Origin of the sequence: Tropicibacter alexandrii (assembly GCF_003667315.2) — a bacterium.
Taxonomy (GTDB): Bacteria; Pseudomonadota; Alphaproteobacteria; order Rhodobacterales; family Rhodobacteraceae; genus Tropicibacter; species Tropicibacter alexandrii.
In genome coordinates, this window is sequence record NZ_RCTZ02000002.1 from 108,066 (window position 1) to 125,026 (window position 16,961).

The 16,961-nt window shown below is 65.1% G+C and carries 19 protein-coding genes; 6 read left to right on the forward strand and 13 right to left on the reverse strand.

Features of this window, described 5'->3' with window-relative positions:
• Positions 1-21: 21 nt before the first annotated feature.
• Complete coding sequence (gene rsmD, locus D8Z78_RS03120) at positions 22-573, reverse strand: 16S rRNA (guanine(966)-N(2))-methyltransferase RsmD (protein ID WP_121629174.1); 552 nt, start codon at positions 571-573, stop codon at positions 22-24.
• A complete protein-coding gene (locus D8Z78_RS03125; RefSeq protein WP_121629173.1) occupies positions 570-1,775 on the reverse strand; it encodes an NAD(P)/FAD-dependent oxidoreductase in 1,206 nt (401 codons plus the stop codon). The genes rsmD and D8Z78_RS03125 overlap by 4 nt, the downstream gene beginning before the upstream one ends.
• 82 nt (positions 1,776-1,857) lie before the next feature.
• Here D8Z78_RS03125 and D8Z78_RS03130 point away from each other — a divergent pair, with 82 nt between their 5' ends.
• The gene (locus tag D8Z78_RS03130) at positions 1,858-2,346 is read left to right on the forward strand and encodes a peroxiredoxin (RefSeq protein ID WP_121629172.1); all 489 of its coding nucleotides are present in this window, start codon (positions 1,858-1,860) and stop codon (positions 2,344-2,346) included.
• Positions 2,347-2,434: 88 nt separating this feature from the next.
• Here D8Z78_RS03130 and D8Z78_RS03135 read toward each other — a convergent pair whose 3' ends face one another.
• The 6 genes from D8Z78_RS03135 to D8Z78_RS03160 all read right to left on the reverse strand — a co-directional run bounded on the left by D8Z78_RS03135 (position 2,435) and on the right by D8Z78_RS03160 (position 8,280).
• Positions 2,435-2,725 (reverse strand): 4a-hydroxytetrahydrobiopterin dehydratase, encoded by a 291-nt coding sequence (locus D8Z78_RS03135; RefSeq protein WP_121629171.1) that lies wholly within the window; start codon positions 2,723-2,725, stop codon positions 2,435-2,437.
• The gene (locus D8Z78_RS03140; protein ID WP_121629170.1) at positions 2,722-3,900 is read right to left on the reverse strand and encodes a GNAT family N-acetyltransferase; all 1,179 of its coding nucleotides are present in this window, start codon (positions 3,898-3,900) and stop codon (positions 2,722-2,724) included. Before D8Z78_RS03140 ends, D8Z78_RS03135 begins: the two co-directional genes overlap by 4 nt.
• A 33-nt stretch (positions 3,901-3,933) precedes the next feature.
• On the reverse strand, positions 3,934-4,683 hold the full coding sequence (locus D8Z78_RS03145) for a glycerophosphodiester phosphodiesterase family protein (RefSeq protein ID WP_121629169.1): 750 nt from the start codon (positions 4,681-4,683) through the stop codon (positions 3,934-3,936).
• Positions 4,683-5,147, reverse strand: coding sequence for a RidA family protein (locus tag D8Z78_RS03150; RefSeq protein ID WP_121629168.1), 465 nt, complete (start codon positions 5,145-5,147; stop codon positions 4,683-4,685). The genes D8Z78_RS03145 and D8Z78_RS03150 overlap by 1 nt, the downstream gene beginning before the upstream one ends.
• 98 nt (positions 5,148-5,245) lie before the next feature.
• A complete protein-coding gene (locus D8Z78_RS03155; protein WP_121629167.1) occupies positions 5,246-6,550 on the reverse strand; it encodes an HlyD family type I secretion periplasmic adaptor subunit in 1,305 nt (434 codons plus the stop codon).
• Complete coding sequence (locus D8Z78_RS03160) at positions 6,547-8,280, reverse strand: type I secretion system permease/ATPase (protein ID WP_121629166.1); 1,734 nt, start codon at positions 8,278-8,280, stop codon at positions 6,547-6,549. Before D8Z78_RS03160 ends, D8Z78_RS03155 begins: the two co-directional genes overlap by 4 nt.
• 180 nt (positions 8,281-8,460) lie before the next feature.
• On the opposite strand from D8Z78_RS03160, the gene D8Z78_RS03165 reads away from it, so the two are divergent.
• Both D8Z78_RS03165 and D8Z78_RS03170 read left to right on the forward strand, forming a co-directional pair.
• Complete coding sequence (locus D8Z78_RS03165; protein WP_121629165.1) at positions 8,461-9,210, forward strand: MlaA family lipoprotein; 750 nt, start codon at positions 8,461-8,463, stop codon at positions 9,208-9,210.
• 1 nt (position 9,211) lies between these two features.
• Positions 9,212-9,790 (forward strand): MlaC/ttg2D family ABC transporter substrate-binding protein, encoded by a 579-nt coding sequence (locus tag D8Z78_RS03170; protein ID WP_121629164.1) that lies wholly within the window; start codon positions 9,212-9,214, stop codon positions 9,788-9,790.
• A 160-nt stretch (positions 9,791-9,950) separates the two neighbouring features.
• On the opposite strand, the gene D8Z78_RS03175 is transcribed toward D8Z78_RS03170, so the two are convergent.
• Positions 9,951-12,116: a transglycosylase domain-containing protein gene (locus D8Z78_RS03175; RefSeq protein ID WP_121629163.1), complete on the reverse strand. Its 2,166-nt coding sequence runs from the start codon at positions 12,114-12,116 to the stop codon at positions 9,951-9,953.
• 259 nt (positions 12,117-12,375) lie between these two features.
• Here D8Z78_RS03175 and D8Z78_RS03180 point away from each other — a divergent pair, with 259 nt between their 5' ends.
• Both D8Z78_RS03180 and D8Z78_RS03185 read left to right on the forward strand, forming a co-directional pair.
• Positions 12,376-12,714: a P-II family nitrogen regulator gene (locus tag D8Z78_RS03180; RefSeq protein ID WP_121629162.1), complete on the forward strand. Its 339-nt coding sequence runs from the start codon at positions 12,376-12,378 to the stop codon at positions 12,712-12,714.
• Positions 12,715-12,747: 33 nt separating this feature from the next.
• Complete coding sequence (locus D8Z78_RS03185; RefSeq protein ID WP_121629161.1) at positions 12,748-14,085, forward strand: ammonium transporter; 1,338 nt, start codon at positions 12,748-12,750, stop codon at positions 14,083-14,085.
• Between the two features lie 323 nt (positions 14,086-14,408).
• Here the strand turns inward: D8Z78_RS03185 and D8Z78_RS03190 are convergent, their stop codons facing one another.
• The gene (locus D8Z78_RS03190; protein WP_121629160.1) at positions 14,409-15,176 is read right to left on the reverse strand and encodes an FCD domain-containing protein; all 768 of its coding nucleotides are present in this window, start codon (positions 15,174-15,176) and stop codon (positions 14,409-14,411) included.
• A 160-nt stretch (positions 15,177-15,336) separates the two neighbouring features.
• On the opposite strand from D8Z78_RS03190, the gene D8Z78_RS03195 reads away from it, so the two are divergent.
• The gene (locus tag D8Z78_RS03195) at positions 15,337-15,567 is read left to right on the forward strand and encodes a hypothetical protein (RefSeq protein ID WP_121629159.1); all 231 of its coding nucleotides are present in this window, start codon (positions 15,337-15,339) and stop codon (positions 15,565-15,567) included.
• Here the strand turns inward: D8Z78_RS03195 and D8Z78_RS03200 are convergent.
• The 3 genes from D8Z78_RS03200 to pgsA are packed head-to-tail and all read right to left on the reverse strand — an operon-like array spanning position 15,554 to position 16,906.
• On the reverse strand, positions 15,554-15,994 hold the full coding sequence (locus D8Z78_RS03200) for a molybdenum cofactor biosynthesis protein MoaE (protein ID WP_121629158.1): 441 nt from the start codon (positions 15,992-15,994) through the stop codon (positions 15,554-15,556). The genes D8Z78_RS03195 and D8Z78_RS03200 overlap by 14 nt on opposite strands.
• 1 nt (position 15,995) lies before the next feature.
• Positions 15,996-16,241, reverse strand: coding sequence for a molybdopterin converting factor subunit 1 (moaD, locus tag D8Z78_RS03205; protein ID WP_121629157.1), 246 nt, complete (start codon positions 16,239-16,241; stop codon positions 15,996-15,998).
• On the reverse strand, positions 16,241-16,906 hold the full coding sequence (gene pgsA, locus D8Z78_RS03210; protein ID WP_121629156.1) for a CDP-diacylglycerol--glycerol-3-phosphate 3-phosphatidyltransferase: 666 nt from the start codon (positions 16,904-16,906) through the stop codon (positions 16,241-16,243). The genes moaD and pgsA overlap by 1 nt, the downstream gene beginning before the upstream one ends.
• Positions 16,907-16,961: the final 55 nt, after the last annotated feature.

Sequence of the window (16,961 nt, forward strand, 5' to 3'; positions counted from 1 at the left end):
ATGGGTGATCACCCATCCTACCTAAGCTTCGAGCAGCGTCACCGTCGTATCGCCGTAGCGCCGGGTTTCCAGCAGCCCAAAGCCCTCGGGCGCGGCCTGCTCGGCGTTTTCTTCCCAAACGATCAGCGCGCCGGGGGCGATCCAGCCGCGCGCGCGCGCCGCCGCCAAGGCCTTGTCGCCCAGACTCTTGCCATAGGGCGGGTCGAGGAAGACGAGGTCGCATGGCCGCCCCTCGGGCAGCCGCGTCGCATCGGCCCCGATCAGCGTGGCGCGTGGGCCCGTGCCCAACAGCTTCATGTTGTCACGGATCAGTCGCGCGCCCACGCGGCCGTTCTCGACGAAGGTCACATGGGACGCGCCGCGCGACAGCGCCTCCAGCCCCAGCGCGCCTGTGCCTGCAAACAGGTCCAGCACGCGCGTGCCGTCGAACGGCTCGCCAAAGCGCCCGCCCGCCAACATGTTGAACAGTGCCTCGCGCACCCGGTCGGTGGTTGGGCGCAGATGCGCGCCCGCGTCGCCCTTGCCCACCGGCGTCAGGACGCGCCCGCGCCATTCTCCGGCGACGATCCTCACGCCTTCAGCAGTGCCTTGAGTTCGGTCGCAGGGTCCGCCACGGCGGCCTTGTCCGCCGTTTTCCCGCTTTCGATCAGGCGCTTGGCGACCATGTAGGCGCGGCTGTCATTCATCGCGTCCACCGCCAGCAGCTTGTCGCCCGCGTAGTACCAGAAGGACACCGTGCCCTCACCCTGCCGCGTGACGATCTCGTCATAGCCTGTCGACAGGCCCGCGATCTGCAATTTCACGTCGTATTGATCCGACCAGAACCACGGCTTGGCGATATAGGCCTTGCCCGCGCCAAGGATGTTTTCCGCGACAAGCTCGCCCATGTCGATGGCATTGCCGACACTTTCCAGCCGCAGCCGGTCCTCGCCCACGGGGAAGGAGGCGCAGTCGCCCGCCGCCCAGATCGCCGGGTCCGAGGTCTGGCACAAGGCGTTGACCTTGATGCCGTTCTCGATCTCAAGCCCCGCCTCTTCGGCCAGTTGGCTCGCCGGGGTGATGCCGACGCCGACGATGGCAAAGTCGATGTCGAGTGTCGTACCGTCGCCCAGTTCCGCCCCGGTCACATGGGTCTCGCCCAGCAGGCGCACCAGCCCGGTGCCCTCGCGGATATCCACCCCATGCGCGCCATGCAGCTTGCGGAAATAGTCCGAGGTCTCGGGCGAGGCGACGCGGCCAAGGATACGCTCGGCGGCCTCGACCAGCGTGACCTTCATGCCCAGCTTTGCGGCGACGGCGGCGGCCTCCAGCCCGATATAGCCGCCGCCGACGACCAGCACGCGCTTGCCTTCGGTGAACCCAGGCGCCATGGCATCCACATCCGCCAGCGTGCGCACCACACGCACCCCCTCCAGCGCGCCGCCGATGGCGGCGGGCAGCTGGCGGGGGACCGAGCCGGTGCACAGCACGAGGTCGTCATAGGCGTGTTCATGCCCGCCCGCCTGAACCACCTTGGCGTCGCGGTCGATCCGCGTCGCGCGCTCGTTCAGATGCACGGTGATGGCATTGTCGGCGTACCACTGCTCGGGGCGCAAAAACAGCCGGTCCAGCGTCATGTCGCCCAACAGGTAGCCCTTGGACAGCGGCGGGCGCTGGTAGGGCAGGGCGGGTTCCTCGCCGATCAGCGTGATGCTGCCGTCAAAGCCGCCCGACCGCAGTTTCGCCACGCAGGACGCCGCCGCCTGCCCGCCCCCGATGACCACAACCTTGCGCATCCGTCATTCTCCCATTTCCCTCTGTGTGGCGCACCCTATAGTCCCGGTCACGGGAAACGCAATTCCAAGGAGGGATCAGTTCATGGCAATTTCCGAAGGCGACAGCCTGCCCAACGCAACTTTGTCGCGGATGGGCGCCGAAGGCCCCGAAACGGTCGAGCTTTCGACCCTGACGGCGGGCCGCAAGGTGGTGATTTTCGCGCTGCCCGGCGCCTATACCGGCACCTGCACCACGGCGCATGTGCCGAGCTTCATCCGCACCATCGGCGACTTCAAGGCCAAGGGCGTGGACGAGGTGATCTGCCTGTCGGTCAACGATCCCTTCGTCATGGGGGCTTGGGGCGAGTCGACGGGCGCGACCGAGGCCGGGATCACCATGCTGGGCGATCCGGCGGCCGAGTTCACCAAGGCGGTCGGCATGGATTTCACCGCACCGCCCGCGGGCCTGATCGACCGGTCCAAGCGCTATGCGCTGATGGCCGAGGATGGAGTCGTCAAGGTGCTGCATGCCGAGGAAAACCCCGGCGTCTGCGAGACCTCGGGCGGCGAGGCGATGCTGGCGGCGATCTGAGCCGTCGGTCTGCGTGGCAGTCGTCACGCCGTGGGGGCTCTGCCCCCACACCCCCGAGGTATTTGGGGACCAAAGAAGCAGGGGGGCGTCAGAGGCCGTCCATCTTGCGGGCCAGTTTCGCGTCGAGCGAGGAGAGGCCATCGACATCATGGGTGGTCAGCGTGACCTGCACGGTGTTGTAGGTGTTGGCCCATTCCGGGTGGTGATCCCACTTTTCCGCAAAGAAGGCGGCGCGGGTCATCCAGCCGAAGGCTTCGGTGAAGTCCTTGAACTTGAACGTTTTCGAGATGGCATCGCGGCCTTCTACCATGGCCCAGCCGTTTTCCAGCAAGGGGGCGAGCACGGTCTTGCGGGCGGTGTCTGACAGTTTCTCGGTCATGGCTGTTCCTCCTCATGGGTTTTGCGGAAGGGGCCGTAGCTGGTGAGGATCTCGATATCCTCATCGACCGCTTCGCGTTCCCTTTGCAGGTAGTGGTCCACCGCCTCGCGGAAAGAGGGGTTGGCGATCCAATGCAGCGAATGCGTGGCGGCTGGCAGGTATCCGCGTGCCAGCTTGTGTTCGCCCTGCGCGCCGGCCTCGACCCGTTTCAGGCCGTTTTCAATCACAAAGTCGATGGCCTGATAGTAGCAGGCCTCGAAATGCAGGCAGGGGTAGTGTTCCACGCAGCCCCAATAGCGCCCGAACAGCACGTGGCGCCCGATGAAGTTCAGCGCGCCCGCCATTGGCCGCCCGTCGCGTTCGCAGATCACCAGCGCGATGTCGTCACGCATCGTTTCATGCGCCATGTCGAAGAAGGCGCGGGTCAGGTAGGGCGTGCCCCATTTGCGGCTGCCGGTATCCATGTAGAACAGCCAGAAGGCGTCCCAGTGGTGGGGTTTGATGTCGTCGCCGGTGAGCGTGCGGATGGTGCCGCCGAAGTCCTGCGCGGTGCGGCGTTCCTTGCGGATGGTCTTGCGCTTGCGCGAGCTGAGCGCGCTCAGGAAATCGTCGAACGTGGCGTAGCCGTCGTTCAGCCAGTGATACTGGGTCGTGATGCGGTGCAGCAGGCCCATCTCCGCCCCCGCCAGCGCCTCGGCCTCGGTGCAGAAGGTGGCATGGACCGAGGACAGCTCGTTCTGCGCGGCCAGTTGCACCGCGCCTTGGATCAGTGCCGACATGCCGGTGATGTCGTGGCCCGGTTTCGTCAGGAACCTGCGCCCGGTGGCCGGGGTGAAGGGCACGGCGATCTGGAGTTTCGGGTAGTAGTCGCCGCCCGCGTTTTCCAGCGCATGCGCCCAAGAGTGGTCGAAGATGTATTCGCCCTGACTGTGATGCTTGCCGTATAGCGGCGTCACGGCGATGATGTCATCCCCGTCCTGCACCGTCAGATAGCGCGGGTCCCAGCCCGAGCGCCCGCCGACCGAGCCGCTTTGTTCCAACGCATACAGGAACCTATGCGTGGTGAACGGGTCGCGCGGGCGGCCCGTTTCGGCTTCGGGGCAGGCGCAGGCATCCCAGTCGGCCTCTGCGATCTGGGACAGGCTGGTGAGGACATTGACGCTGAGTTCGCTCATTGTGGGCTCAATCTGGCGCATGTGGCGCGGCGTTCAAGCGCTGTAGCCCTCGAAGGTGACATTATCCGCAACGCGGCGCGCCTGTGCCTCTTCTTCTGGCGTGCGGATCGTCCAGCACAGGATCGGGACGCCCTCGCCATGCAGGCGCTGGACGGCGGGGCTGTGCAGATGGCGATGGTTGTGGCTGACGAAACAGGCGCCCACGCGCTCGAAATCCGGGATGCGGCGCAGGTGGTCGCGGGTTTCGGGCTTCAGCACCTGCCAGTCGTCGGGGTGATAGCCGCAAGTGGTCAGGCCGCGCGGCCGGTCAGGGCACAGGCGCGCCATCTCGGCCATGCTGTGCGGGTTGAAGGACATCAGGGCGACGTCGCCGTCGTAACCGGCCAAGGCATCGGCGGTGGCCTGTTCCAGCGGGCCGATATCGGGACCCATCTGGCCGTCCTGATCCTTGATCTCGATCAGCAGGGGCACGCGGCCCGCGACGAGGGTGAGGATCTCTGTCAGCGTCGGGATGGTCTCGTCGCCGTGGTTGAGCGGGATCCGGGCCAGGTCAGCGGCGCTGCACTGGCGGATCGCGCCGGTCTCGGGGGTGAGCCGTTGCAGGGCGTAGTCGTGAAAGACCATGGCCTGATCGTCGGCTGAGAGTTGCAGGTCGATTTCTATGCCGTAGCCCGCCTTTATCGCGGCGCGGATGGCGGCGCGGCTGTTTTCGGGGCGGGCCTTGGTGAGGTCATGCAGCGCCCGATGGGCGATCGGGCGCGCAAGGAAACTGTCAGGCAGCATCAGGCCAGCTCGAAGATCGCTTCGACTTCCACCGCGACGTTGAAGGGCAGGGCCCCCGCCGAGACGGCGCTGCGCGCGTGGCGGCCGGCCTCGCCAAAGACCGCGACCATCAGGTCGGACGCGCCGTTGATGACCTTGGGCTGGTCGGTGAAGTCGGGGGTCGAATTGACGAAGCCCACCAGTTTCACCACGCGGGCGATTTTCGTCAGGTCACCGCCGGTGGCGGCCTTGGCTTGCGCGATCAGCGACAGGGCGCAGGCCTTGGCGGCTTCGGCACCCTCTTCGGTGGTCAGCTCCGCGCCGACCTTGCCGGTCCAGAAGGTGCCGTCCTTCATGGCCACCTGTCCGGAGACGAAGACCTGATTGCCCGTGATCACGAAGGGCACGTAATTGGCGGCGGGAGCCGGGGCGTCGGGCAGGGTCAGGCCCAGCTCGGCGATGCGGGATTCGATGGCGTTGGTCATGGCGTCCTCCTGTCGTTTGCGGGCACGCTATGCGCAGGGCTTTGTCAGGGAAAGAGCCAATCTGAAGTAGGATGGGTGATCACCCATCCTACCCGTGCTCAGCTTTCGCGGAACGCCTTGGCGAAGTAGTCGGTGAAGGGTTTCAGCAGGTAGGCCAGCGGGGTGCGGTCATCGGTGCGGATGAACGCCTCGACCGGCATGCCGGGGATCAGCGCGGCGCCTTCGGGCAAGCGGTCGATTTCGCCCTCGTCCAGCACGATTTCAGCGCGGTAGTAGCGCAGGCGGCTGGCCTCGTCCTGAAACGCATCGGCGGAGATCTGCACCACGTGACCGAACAGTTCGGGCGTCCGGCGCTGGTCCAGCGAGGAAAACCGCAGATGCACGTCCTGATTGACGAACAGCCGGTCGATATGGATCGGCTCGACCTGCGCGATGATCACCAGCGGCCGGTCCTGCGGCACGAGGTACATCACCGGGTCGGCCGGGCGGATCACCGAGCGCGGGGTCGAGACCTGCAGCCCGTAGATCACCCCCGAGACCGGGGCGGTGATCTCCATCCGGGACAGGCGCTCGTGCAGGGCGCGGCGTTTCTCGGCCAGTTCGCGTTCGCGGTATTGCAGGTCGCGCAACTGGCTGATCGCCTCTTCGCGGCGCTTGGTCTGAAGGCCGAGGATCTGGATGTCGATCTCCGTGATGCGGCCCTCGGCCTGCGCCTTGGTGGCGGTCAGTTCGCCCACCGTGCCCGACAGGCGCGCCTCTTCGCGGCGCAGGGCCAGCACCTCGGCCACCCGGACCAGTTGCCGGCGCAACAGGTCATCCTTGTCGGCCAGTTCGTCGCGGATCAGATCGAGCTGGCTGTTCAGCGCAACCTGCTGCGCCTCGATCCCCTTGATCTGGTCGGCGATCTGGTCGCGGCGCTTGTCCAACTGCTCGATCTCGCGGTTGATGCTGTCGTTGCGGGCGGTGAACAGGTTGCGCTGGCCCCCGACAAGGTCGGCAACCTCCGGGTCCTCGGCGGCGCGGTCCATCAACGCATCGGAAAATGCAAGATCGGGGACCTCGTCGCGTTCGGCCTCCAGCCGCGCGCGGCGGGCCAGCATCTCGAAATACTGGCCTTCGACGATGGTCAGTTCCGATTGCAGAAGCGTCGGGTCCAGCCGGATCAGTACGTCGCCCTCGGCCACGGTGTCGCCCTCGTCCACGAGGATCTCGGCCACGACCCCGCCATCGGGGTGCTGGACGATCTGGCGATTGCGGTCGACCTCGATCTGGCCACTGGCCACGATCGCGCCCGAGATCTGGGTGGTCACCGCCCAAGTGCCGAAGCCGCCAACCAGCAGGGCCAGCCCGAAGATCCCGAGGATCATCAGGCGACGCAGGGGGAAGTCGCTTTCGACGCTCATCGCACGCCTCCCGGGCCGGCGTTTCGGGTGATCTGCTGGTGGTTCTTGACCATCTTCTGCAGCACCTCTTCCTTGGGTCCAAAGGCGGCGCGCTGGCCGTTCTCGATCATCAGCAGGGTATCACATTCCTTGATGGCGGCGGGGCGGTGCGCCATGATCAGCACTGTGCGCCCGCGTTCCTTGAAGCCGCGAATGGCCTTGTTCACCGCCTCCGATCCCTCGTTGTCGAGGTTCGAGTTCGGCTCGTCCAGCACGAGGATCACCGGGTCGCCATACATCGCGCGGGCCAGCCCGATGCGCTGCATCTGCCCGCCCGACAGACGCCCGCCCGCCGCCGAAACCTGCGTGTCATAGCCCTGCGGCAGCTTCAGGATCATGTCATGCGCATCGGCCTGCCGGGCCGCCTCGACGACCTTCTCGGCATCCGGTTGCGGCGACAGTCGGGCGATGTTCTCGGCAATCGTGCCGTCGAACAGGGTTACGCGCTGCGGCAGGTAGCCGATATGGCTGCCCAGAACGTCCGGCCCATATTGGTCGATCGAGGCACCGTCGAGCCGGATCTTGCCACCGGCGGGCCGCCAGATGCCGGTCAGGGCGCGGGCCAGCGTCGACTTGCCCGAGCCGGACGGCCCGATCACGCCACAGGCCTGCCCCGGCAGCAAGGTGAACGAGATCAGCCGCAGCGCCGCCTGCTGTTCCCCCGGCGGCACCACCGTCAGTTGCTGCACCTCCAGCTTGGCCTGCGGTTTCGGCAGTTGGGTGCGCGGCGGTTCGACCGGGATTTCCGAAAGCAGCCGGACGAGGTTGTCCCAGCCCTTGCGGGCGCGTTCCACCAACGGCCACTGGCCGATGGCCAGTTCGACCGGCGCCAGCGCGCGCCCCATGAGGATCGACCCGGCGATCATCGCGCCGGGCGTCAGTTCGCCCCGCAGCACGAGCAGCGCGCCAAGGCCCAGCATCGCCGATTGCAGCATCAATCGGATCGTCTTGGTGATGGTCGAGAAGGTGCCGGTCAGGTCGGCGGTGGCGATCTGTCCGCCAAGGCTTTGCGAACGGGCCTTCATCCAGCGGGTGAAGGCATCGCGGCGCATGCCAAGCGCCTGCACCATCTCGGCCTCCTGCCGGATCTGCTCGGCCGTGCGTTCGGATTGCACGACGGCCATGTTGGATTTCAGCGTCGGTTCGCGCGACATGCGCTGGTTGATCACCGTCACGCCGATCAGCAGGACGCCCCCCGCCAGCGCCAGATAGCCCAGCCACGGGTGAAAGATCATGATCCCGATGATGAAGACCGGCGACCACGGCATGTCGAACATCGCCATCAGAACCGGCGAGGCCAGCAGGCGCTGCACGGATTCGAGGTCGCGCAATCCGGTCTGGGCGATTTCGTCGGGCATCACCGCCGAGCGCCGCACCACCGCGTCGAAGACCCGCAGATCGAGCGAGGCCTGAAACCGCGCCGCGACCCGCGCCATCACGCGCCCGCGCACATAGTCGAGAATGCCCATCATCGAGTAGAGGAACACCACCAGCACCGACAGCGCCACCAGCGTCGCGATGGAGCGCGACCCAAGCACCCGGTCATAGACCTGCATCATGTAAAGCGGCCCGGTCAGCATCAGCAGGTTGACGAAAAAGCTGAAGATCGCGACGAACCAGAAATAGGGTCGGCTTCTGCGACGCACGGCGCGCAGTTCCTCCAGGCCTTTGTCCGTCGGGGTCTTGCTCATGCGCCTGTCCTGCCTGTCCGTTCCATTCTTGTCCCGAAGCCCGGTCCGGCCATGTCGCCATTGTGTCACACGGTCGGGTAAACCGGCCCTTTCCATTGGGTTTCGGCCCGGTTACTTTTACATTGTCTTTTAGGGAATTGCTGCCGCTCTCCCAAGGAAAGATTGAAAGGTCCGCGCGAAATGTCTGGCTTCCGTGCATTTTTTGCCATTGCGATCCTCGTGCTTGCGGGGGCGTGCTCTGTGCCGGGCCCCGGGCAGGCGCCCGACGGGATTTGGGACCCGAACGAGACCGCCAACCGCAAGGTGCATGCCTTCAACACCCGCATCGACGAAAAGCTGCTGCGCGGCACGGGCGGCGGCTATGCCGACAAGGTGCCCGAAGACGTGCAGATGGTCGTGACCAACGTGGCCGATGCGGTCTCGCTGCCCGCGACGGTGGTGAACCAACTGCTTCAGGGCCGATTGGTCGATGCGTCGCGCAACACGCTGCGCTTTACCATCAACGCCACGCTGGGCTTTGGCGGCATGTTCGACCCCGCCACCGAGGCGGGCCTGCCCAAGGACGAAAGCGACTTTGGCGCGACGCTGGCCGCATGGGGCGTGCCCGAAGGCGGCTACCTCGTGCTGCCAATTGTTGGCCCTTCGACGGAACGCGATGCAGTCGGGCGCGTTGTCGATCTGTTCACCAACCCATTGGACCGGGTCCTGACGGTGCCGCAACGGCGCACCAAGACGGCCTTCGTCCTGCTCGACAAGGTGGGCAGCCGTGGGCAATACGCCGCCACCGTGGACGGCGTGCTTTACGACAGCGCGGACAGCTACGCCCAATTGCGGCTGATCTATCTGCAAAACCGCCGGTTCGAACTGGGCGAAGAAGCGCCTGCGGCAGACGTCATCGACCCGACAGAAATTGATACGACTGGATTTTGACATGGACTGGACCAGACGCAGCCTTCTGACCACCGGAGCGGCCCTCCTGATCGCGGGCCCGGCTCTCGCCCTGACCGAAGCGCAGGCCAGCGGCATGGTCGGCAACCTCGTGAACGAGATCAACCGCGTGATCGCCTCGGGCAAGTCCGAGCGCGCGATGTATGGCGATTTCGAACGCATCTTCAAGAAATACGCCGATACGCGCGCAATCGCGGCCTACGCGATGGGCGTGGACGGGCGGCGCGCAACCAACGCCCAGAAGAAGGCATTCACGGATGCCTTTACCGGCTATATCTCGCGCAAGTATGGCAAGCGGTTCCGTGAATTCATCGGCGGGCGGCTCGAAGTGCAGGGCGTGTCGCGCAACCGGAACTTCTACGACGTGTCGACCATCGCCTATCTCAAGGGCGAAGCCCCGTTCGAGGTGAATTTCCACGTCAGCGACAACAACAAGTTCTACAACATGTACATCGAAGGCGTGAACATGCTGCTCACCGAGCGGACGGAAATCGGCGCCATGCTGGATCGCCGCCGGGGCGATATCGACGCGCTCATCGCGGACCTGCGCAGCGCGTCGTGATCCCTAAAGTAGGATGGGTGATCACCCATCCTACCCTAATCTCCCGCGTGGTCCTGAAAGTAGGATGGCATTTTCCCGGGGCTCCGCCCGTTCAGGCCTCGATCCGTCCCCCGGACGGCTCGACGCGCAAGGCGCGGACCGGCCTTCACCCCATCCTACCTTAATTCCCCCCGAAGATATCCCGCAACACCTGCTGCAACACCCCTTCGCCGACGCGCTCGCGCCCGCCTGTCAGCGGAGCCTGCGGTTGCGGCTCGGGCTCGGGCGCGCGGACCGGGGGCGCGGGTTCGATGCTGGGCAGGGCGCGCACCGGCAGGCCCTCATGCACCCGCGCCATCACTTCGTGCCAGATCTCGGCGGGCAGCCCGCTGCCGGTCACCCCGGTCAGCGGCGTGTTGTCGTCATATCCCATCCAGACCCCGGCCACGTAATCCGCCGTGAAGCCCACGAACCACGCATCGCGCGCCTCGTTGCTGGTGCCGGTCTTGCCCGCCGCCGGGCGGTCGGACAGCCGCGCACGACCGCCTGTGCCCTCGGACACCACCTTCTCCATCATCCAGACCAGCTGGCCTGCTGCCTCGGGGCGGATCACCCGCTCGCCCATGCCGCCCGGCGTGCCCATCAGCGGCTCGCTGTCGCCCTTCAGGCGCAATTCGCGCAGCCCGTAGGGCGTGACCGACGAGCCGCCGTTCAGGATGCCCGCATAGGCGCCCGTCATCTCCAGCAGGTTCGCCTCGGACACCCCCAGTGCCAGCGAGGGCGTGTCCTTGAGGTCGCGATAGATGCCGAAATCGCGCGCCACGCGCATCACCAGATCGCGTCCCACCCCTTCGGAGACCTTCACCGCCGGGATGTTGAGCGAGCGTTTCAGCGCCTCGGTCAGGGTGACGCGCCCGTAATGCTGGCGCGAGTAGTTCTCGGGGCACCATTGGCCCGAACCGGGGATGGTCATGCAGAAGGGCTCATCCACCACCGTGTCGAGCGGCGACCAGCCCAGTTCCAGCGCCGTGGCATAGACGAAGGGCTTGAACGCGCTGCCGGTCTGGCGCACCGCCTGCACCGCGCGGTTCCATTCGCCCGAGGCATCCACGTCGCGCCCGCCGACCATGGCGCGCACCGCCCCGTCCGAGCTCATGACGATGACCGCCACCTGTGCCTTCGACCCCTCGCGGACCTTCTCGGAAAAGACCTGTCGCACCGCCGCCGCCGTGGCGGCCTGTATTGCCGGGTCCAGCGTGGTTTCGATCACCACGTCCTCGGTCGTGTCGCGGGTGTAGAATTCCGGCCCCGATTGCATCACCCAGTCGGCGAAATACCCGCCGCGCAACCGTTCGGACCCTTCGGCGAGGGTCGCGGGATTGGCCTGCCAATAGGCGGTTTCCTCGTTGGTCAGGTAGCCCTGTTCATTCATCAGCCGCAGCACCGTCGCCGCGCGATCCTGCGAGCGTTTCAGGTTCGCGGTGGGAGCCAGCGACGAGGGCGCCGTCAATAGCCCCGCCAACATGGCCGATTCTGCCGGGTTCAGCGCCGCTGCCGACTTGCCGAAATAGCGTTCCGCCGCGGCGGCCACGCCGTAGGCGCCGCTGCCCATATAGGCGCGGTTGAGGTAGATTCTGAGGATTTCGTCCTTGGTGTATTTCGTTTCCATCGCCAGCGCATAGATCGCCTCGGTGATCTTCCGCCGCATCGAGGATTCGCGGCAATCGGCGATGTATTCGGCTTCCGACTGCCATTTTCCGGGGTCGTAATCCTCGCCGAGGCACATCAGTTTCGCGGTCTGCTGCGTGATGGTCGAGCCGCCATGGCCCGATAGTGGCCCGCGCCCCTCGGACAGGTTGATGCGGATCGCGCCCGCCACGCCACGCGGGCTGACGCCCAGATGCCGGTAGAACCGCTTGTCCTCGGTGGCGACCACGGCGTTCTTCAGGTGTTCGGACACGGTATCGGCGGTGACCGCGCCGCCATATTGATCGCCGCGCAGCGCAAACACGTCGCCGTAGCGGTCCATCAAGGTGACAGAACCGCGCGCGCGCCCATCGGTGATCTGGTCGACCGGCGGAATCGTCGTGCCGGTATAGAACACGGCCGCGCCGATGATCAGCGCCAGAACGACGGTCGCGAACACCGTGGCCCGCCAGACCAGCCGCCACAGCAGCAAGAACGGCCACAGCACCCAGCCCAGCACGCGCCGGATCGGGCCGCGCGGCTTGCGGGCGCGGGGCGCGGGCTTGCGCCGGGGCGCCGCCTTGCGCGGGGTCGATTCGGCTTTGCGCGGATACCGTCGATCCGCGACCAGCCGCTTGCCGCCTTTTCCTGAAGAACTCATGACTCTGCCCGTCTTTTGCGCCTTTTGCCGGTGAACATAGTCATTCAGGGCGCGAATGTTGACCACCTGCGAACGCAATGAGCGTTTTTGTTCTGACTAAATTTTGTGCGCAATGGCGCATGTGCGCAAAAATTAGGCGCACGACCTCGGAAATTGCCCGGTTTTTCGCCCAATTCCCTTCAAATCGCAGGCCTCAAGCCGTTTTGCTGCAGGTGCAAGACCGCGGGGCCAGCCTCGCCATGACGACAAGGGGACCAAGGTGAAACTGATCATTGCAACGATCAAGCCGTTCAAACTCGAAGAGGTGCGCGAGGCGCTCACCGGGATCGGGGTACGCGGCATGATGGTCACGGAAATCAAGGGCTTCGGCTCTCAATCCGGCCATACCGAAATCTATCGTGGCGCGGAATATGCCGTGAACTTCGTGCCGAAAATCAAGCTCGAGATCGTGGTCTCGTCCGCGATGGCCGATCAGGTGGTCGAAACCATCAAGTCGACCGCCCAGACCGGCAAGATCGGCGACGGCAAGATCTTCGTGCTGGACGTAAGCCAAGCCGTGCGCGTGCGCACCGGCGAAACCGACGCAGACGCGCTCTGACGCGACCGAGGGGGAACCTTTAGGAAAATGACCATGAAACTGACCAAGACTCTGGTATCCGCAGCTGCGCTGCTGGCTCTGCCGACACTGGGCTTTGCGCAGGAGGCCGCAGAGGCCGCCGCCGAAGCGCCCGTCGACACCTTCCCGTTCATCATGACCTCGGTGCTGTTCCTGATGGGCGGCTTCCTTGTGTTCTGGATGGCTGCGGGCTTTGCGATGCTCGAAGCGGGCCTCGTGCGCGGCAAGAACGTCACCATGCAGCTGACCAAGAACGTCGCGCTGTTCTCGCTGGCGTCGATCTTCTACTACCTGATCGGCTACAACCTGATGTACCCGCTGGGCACATGGTCGGTCGAAGGCGTCCTGTCCGGCGTCTGGGGTCCGGGCGTTCTGGAAGCGGTGGGCGTGTCGCCGGCCGATGCGGACGATATCGGCTATGCCTCCACCGGCTCCGACTTCTTCTTCCAGCTGATGTTCTGTGCCGCCACCGCGTCGATCGTGTCCGGTACGCTCGCCGAGCGCATCAAGCTGTGGCCCTTCCTGATCTTCACCGTGATCCTGACCTCCATCATCTACCCGCTGCAGGCGTCGTGGAAGTGGGGCGGCGGTTTCCTGGACGAAGCAGGCTTCCTCGATTTCGCTGGCTCGACCGTCGTGCACTCGGTTGGTGGCTGGGCGGCTCTGACCGGCGCGCTGATCCTCGGCCCGCGTATCGGCAAGTACAAGGACGGCCGCGTCATCCCGATGCCCGGTTCCAACCTTGCCCTCGCAACGCTTGGCACGTTCATCCTGTGGCTCGGCTGGTTCGGCTTCAACGGTGGTTCGCAGCTTGCCATGGGCACTGTGGGTGACGTTGCCGACGTGTCGCGCATCTTTGCCAACACCAACGCAGCCGCCGCAGGGGGTGCCGTCGCAGCCCTGATCCTGACCCAGCTGATGTACAAGAAGCCCGACCTGACGATGATCCTGAACGGCGCACTGGCCGGTCTGGTTTCGATCACCGCCGAGCCGCTGACCCCGTCCTTGGGTCTGGCGACCGTCATCGGCATGATCGGCGGCGTGATCGTGGTCTTCGCAGTCCCGATGCTGGACAAGCTCAAGATCGACGACGTGGTCGGTGCGATCCCGGTCCACCTGATGGCGGGCATCTGGGGCACCATCGCCGTGGTCCTGTCCAACGGTGACGCATCCATCGGCGCGCAGCTGTACGGCATCGTCGTGGTCGGCATCTACACCGTGGTCGCCTCGGGCGTGGTCTGGTTCATCCTGAGCATGACCATGGGCATCCGGGTCTCGGAAGAAGACGAGATCAACGGCCTCGACATGGCGGAACTGGGGATGGAAGCCTACCCCGAGTTCTCCAAGGGCTAAGTCGCTCTCCCTCGGATCGGGGTCTCCTTCCCCCCGATCCGGACACGACCCCCCGGCACCGCAAGGGCCGGGGGTTTTTTGTTTGAGGGGACTGCACAGGTCAGGTCTGCGGGCCTAGGGGACAGGGCCCCGGCGCGGAATCAAGGCGAAGCCGCCGCGCATCGACGGGCCGCCCCCACGGCCTGTCGATTTGTCGACGCTGGCGCAACGTGTCGGGCTTTCCCGGACTTGGCAGGGATAAATCAAGAGGATCATCGGTTTGCATCGACAGACCGCGGCCCTTTCGATGCGCGGCTCACCCGCACGTCGGTTTGGCCCGCACCTCACCGATCCATTTCACGCTGAAGACGTTGGCGCGCGATGGCCTCGTTGGCCTCGCTTCGCCGGTCGGCCTGCAACGCCTCTTCGACATAGCTCAGATGCCTTTCGACAGCGGCCCGCGCCGCTGCCGGATCGCGGGCCTGAAGCGCGTCGTTAATGTCTTTGTGTTGCGCCAGAAGCGCCTCGCGCGTGGTGCGCTGCTTGAACATAATCTGCCGGTTGTAGAACACGCCCTCGCGGAGCAACTGATACATCGACCGCATCATGTGCAGCATGATGACGTTGTGGCTGGCCTCGATGATGGCCAGATGGAAATCCGCGTCCAGCCGTGCCTCGTCCGCCGGGTTGCGCTTGCCATGGGCGGACTCCATCTTGGCGTAAATCTCCGAGATCACGCGCAAATCCGTCTCTGTCCCATGTTGCGCGGCGCGCTCGGCAGCGAGGCCTTCCATGTCGCGGCGAAACGACAAGTAGTCAAAGACCGCCTCATCATGGTTCGCGAACAGCTGGATCAGCGCGTCGGAAAAGGCCGATCCCAGCACGTCGGTCACATAGATCCCGGCACTGGCGCGCGCCTCCAGCAGGCCGCGCTTTTGCAACTCGGACACCGCCTCGCGCAAGCTGGGACGAGACACGCCCAGACGCTCGGACAACTCCCGCTCGGAGGGCAGCCGTTCGCCGGGTCGCAGGATGCCGCGCAGGATGAGCAGTTCGATCTGGTTGACCACCGCGCTGGCAAGCTTTTCCGGCTGGACCTTCTGAAACGGCATGGCGGCTCCTGTTGCTGGTCAGAAACCTTTACCAAACTCCGGGAGGTGCCGCAAAGGGCTGGTTAATATCGACAAAGCCGCAATTTTTCCCGGATTGTTGCTGAAATTATGCCGCAATCGACCTGCAAACCCAAAGCATGCCACGTCGAGGGAGCGCCTCATGTTCACCAATTACCTGACACCGATCACCGGATTCGGCGAGAACGATTATCTGACGGTCAGCTACGATGCCAGCACCGGTGCCGTGCCGCCGATCGTCGTGGTGCGCACGCTGGAAGATGGCGATCAGGTGATCCTTGCCGATGGCGTTGCGGTGGCACATCTGGTGCAGCCCGACGTTCCGGCCACCCCCGAGAGCATCGAACTCGTCGGACTGTTCACCAGCGCGTAAGCGCGTCCTCGTCCTCATCCCGCGCCGCAACCCAAGACGCGTCGCCCCCGGCATGTTCCTTCTTCCAGAAGGGCGCGCGGGATTTGAGGTAATCCATCAGGTATTCCGCCGCCTCGAAGGCATCCTTGCGGTGGCGCGCGGCGGTTGCGACCATCATGATCTTTTCCCCCGGACCCATCGGGCCAAAGCGATGGATCACCAGCACATCCCCCAAAGACCAGCGGTCCACGGCCTCCTGCGCGATCTTTTCCAGCGCGCGCTCGGTCATGCCGGGGTAATGCTCGATCTCCATGGTCGACAGCCCGCCCGCGACGTCGCGCACGACGCCGGTAAATGTCACGACAGCGCCCATGTCATGGCGGCCATCGGCAAAACCGGCGGCCTCGGCGCCATAGTCGAACGGCTCCTGCTGGACGACGACACGCATCTCAGCCCCCGGTCATCGGCGGAAAGAACGCGACCTCACGCGCGCCGGTGATCGACGCATCGAAATCCGTCAAGTCTTGATCGACGGCCACCCGCAGCGCCGACAGATCGGCAAAGGCGGCGGCATAGCGATCCTCGCGCGCGCGCAGTTCCTGGACCAGTTCGGCGACGGTGGTGGCGGTCGTCTCGATCCGCTCTTTCGGTTGGCCGATCCGTTCGCGCACCCATGCGAAATAGAGCACATCCATCAGCGATCCTCCTTCAGGAAGGGCAGGGCCTTGCGGAAGTAATCCCACCCCGTCATCAGCGTCAGCGCCGCGGCGATCCACAGCAGGATCAGCCCGATGCGCCCGGTCCAGATCATGCCCTGATACTTCCAGCCAAGGCCAAGGTGATCATCCTCGATCCCGGTCAGGATGGCGTTGATCATCGCGTCGTCCATGCCGAAGACCGACATGCCGAGGTAATGCTCGAACACGCCTTGCGAGAACAGGACGGCGATGGCGACCATCTGCGCGGTGGTCTTCCACTTGGCAAGCTTCGTGACCTTCAGCGTTCCGGCAGTGTCGCCGAGATATTCCCGAAGGCCCGAGACGAACACCTCGCGGAACAGGATCACCGTGGCGGGCAGCACCAGCCAAGGCGACATCGACGAATAGCCGACGATGACCATCAGCGCGATCACCACCATCGCCTTGTCGGCGATCGGGTCCAGCATGGTGCCCAGCTTGGTCACCTGCTTCCAGCTACGCGCCAGATGCCCGTCGAACCAGTCGGTGACGGCGGCAAGGACGAACAGCGACAGCGCCAGCCAGTCCGCGAAGGGCCGCGAGAAATACAGGAACATCACCGCGACGCCGGGGGCTGCCAGCAGGCGCAGGACAGTGAGGATATTTGGCAAGGTCCATTTCATTGGTGTCTACGTAGCGTGGATCGCGGGGCGGGGGAAGATGCGGCGTTTTCCTGCT

What these genes read in the sequence shown, in the direction of transcription:
- D8Z78_RS03150 (WP_121629168.1), bottom strand. Translation starts at nt 5,147, where the DNA reads ATGACCAACGCCATCGAATCCCGCATCGCCGAGCTGGGCCTGACCCTG.
- D8Z78_RS03195 (WP_121629159.1), top strand. Translation starts at nt 15,337, where the DNA reads ATGTTCACCAATTACCTGACACCGATCACCGGATTCGGCGAGAACGAT.
- D8Z78_RS03125 (WP_121629173.1), bottom strand. Translation starts at nt 1,775, where the DNA reads ATGCGCAAGGTTGTGGTCATCGGGGGCGGGCAGGCGGCGGCGTCCTGC.
- D8Z78_RS03170 (WP_121629164.1), top strand. Translation starts at nt 9,212, where the DNA reads ATGGACTGGACCAGACGCAGCCTTCTGACCACCGGAGCGGCCCTCCTG.
- D8Z78_RS03135 (WP_121629171.1), bottom strand. Translation starts at nt 2,725, where the DNA reads ATGACCGAGAAACTGTCAGACACCGCCCGCAAGACCGTGCTCGCCCCC.
- pgsA (WP_121629156.1), bottom strand. Translation starts at nt 16,906, where the DNA reads ATGAAATGGACCTTGCCAAATATCCTCACTGTCCTGCGCCTGCTGGCA.
- D8Z78_RS03185 (WP_121629161.1), top strand. Translation starts at nt 12,748, where the DNA reads ATGAAACTGACCAAGACTCTGGTATCCGCAGCTGCGCTGCTGGCTCTG.
- D8Z78_RS03160 (WP_121629166.1), bottom strand. Translation starts at nt 8,280, where the DNA reads ATGAGCAAGACCCCGACGGACAAAGGCCTGGAGGAACTGCGCGCCGTG.
- D8Z78_RS03145 (WP_121629169.1), bottom strand. Translation starts at nt 4,683, where the DNA reads ATGCTGCCTGACAGTTTCCTTGCGCGCCCGATCGCCCATCGGGCGCTG.
- D8Z78_RS03155 (WP_121629167.1), bottom strand. Translation starts at nt 6,550, where the DNA reads ATGAGCGTCGAAAGCGACTTCCCCCTGCGTCGCCTGATGATCCTCGGG.
- D8Z78_RS03140 (WP_121629170.1), bottom strand. Translation starts at nt 3,900, where the DNA reads ATGAGCGAACTCAGCGTCAATGTCCTCACCAGCCTGTCCCAGATCGCA.
- moaD (WP_121629157.1), bottom strand. Translation starts at nt 16,241, where the DNA reads ATGGATGTGCTCTATTTCGCATGGGTGCGCGAACGGATCGGCCAACCG.
- D8Z78_RS03175 (WP_121629163.1), bottom strand. Translation starts at nt 12,116, where the DNA reads ATGAGTTCTTCAGGAAAAGGCGGCAAGCGGCTGGTCGCGGATCGACGG.
- D8Z78_RS03130 (WP_121629172.1), top strand. Translation starts at nt 1,858, where the DNA reads ATGGCAATTTCCGAAGGCGACAGCCTGCCCAACGCAACTTTGTCGCGG.
- D8Z78_RS03165 (WP_121629165.1), top strand. Translation starts at nt 8,461, where the DNA reads ATGTCTGGCTTCCGTGCATTTTTTGCCATTGCGATCCTCGTGCTTGCG.
- D8Z78_RS03200 (WP_121629158.1), bottom strand. Translation starts at nt 15,994, where the DNA reads ATGCGTGTCGTCGTCCAGCAGGAGCCGTTCGACTATGGCGCCGAGGCC.
- D8Z78_RS03190 (WP_121629160.1), bottom strand. Translation starts at nt 15,176, where the DNA reads ATGCCGTTTCAGAAGGTCCAGCCGGAAAAGCTTGCCAGCGCGGTGGTC.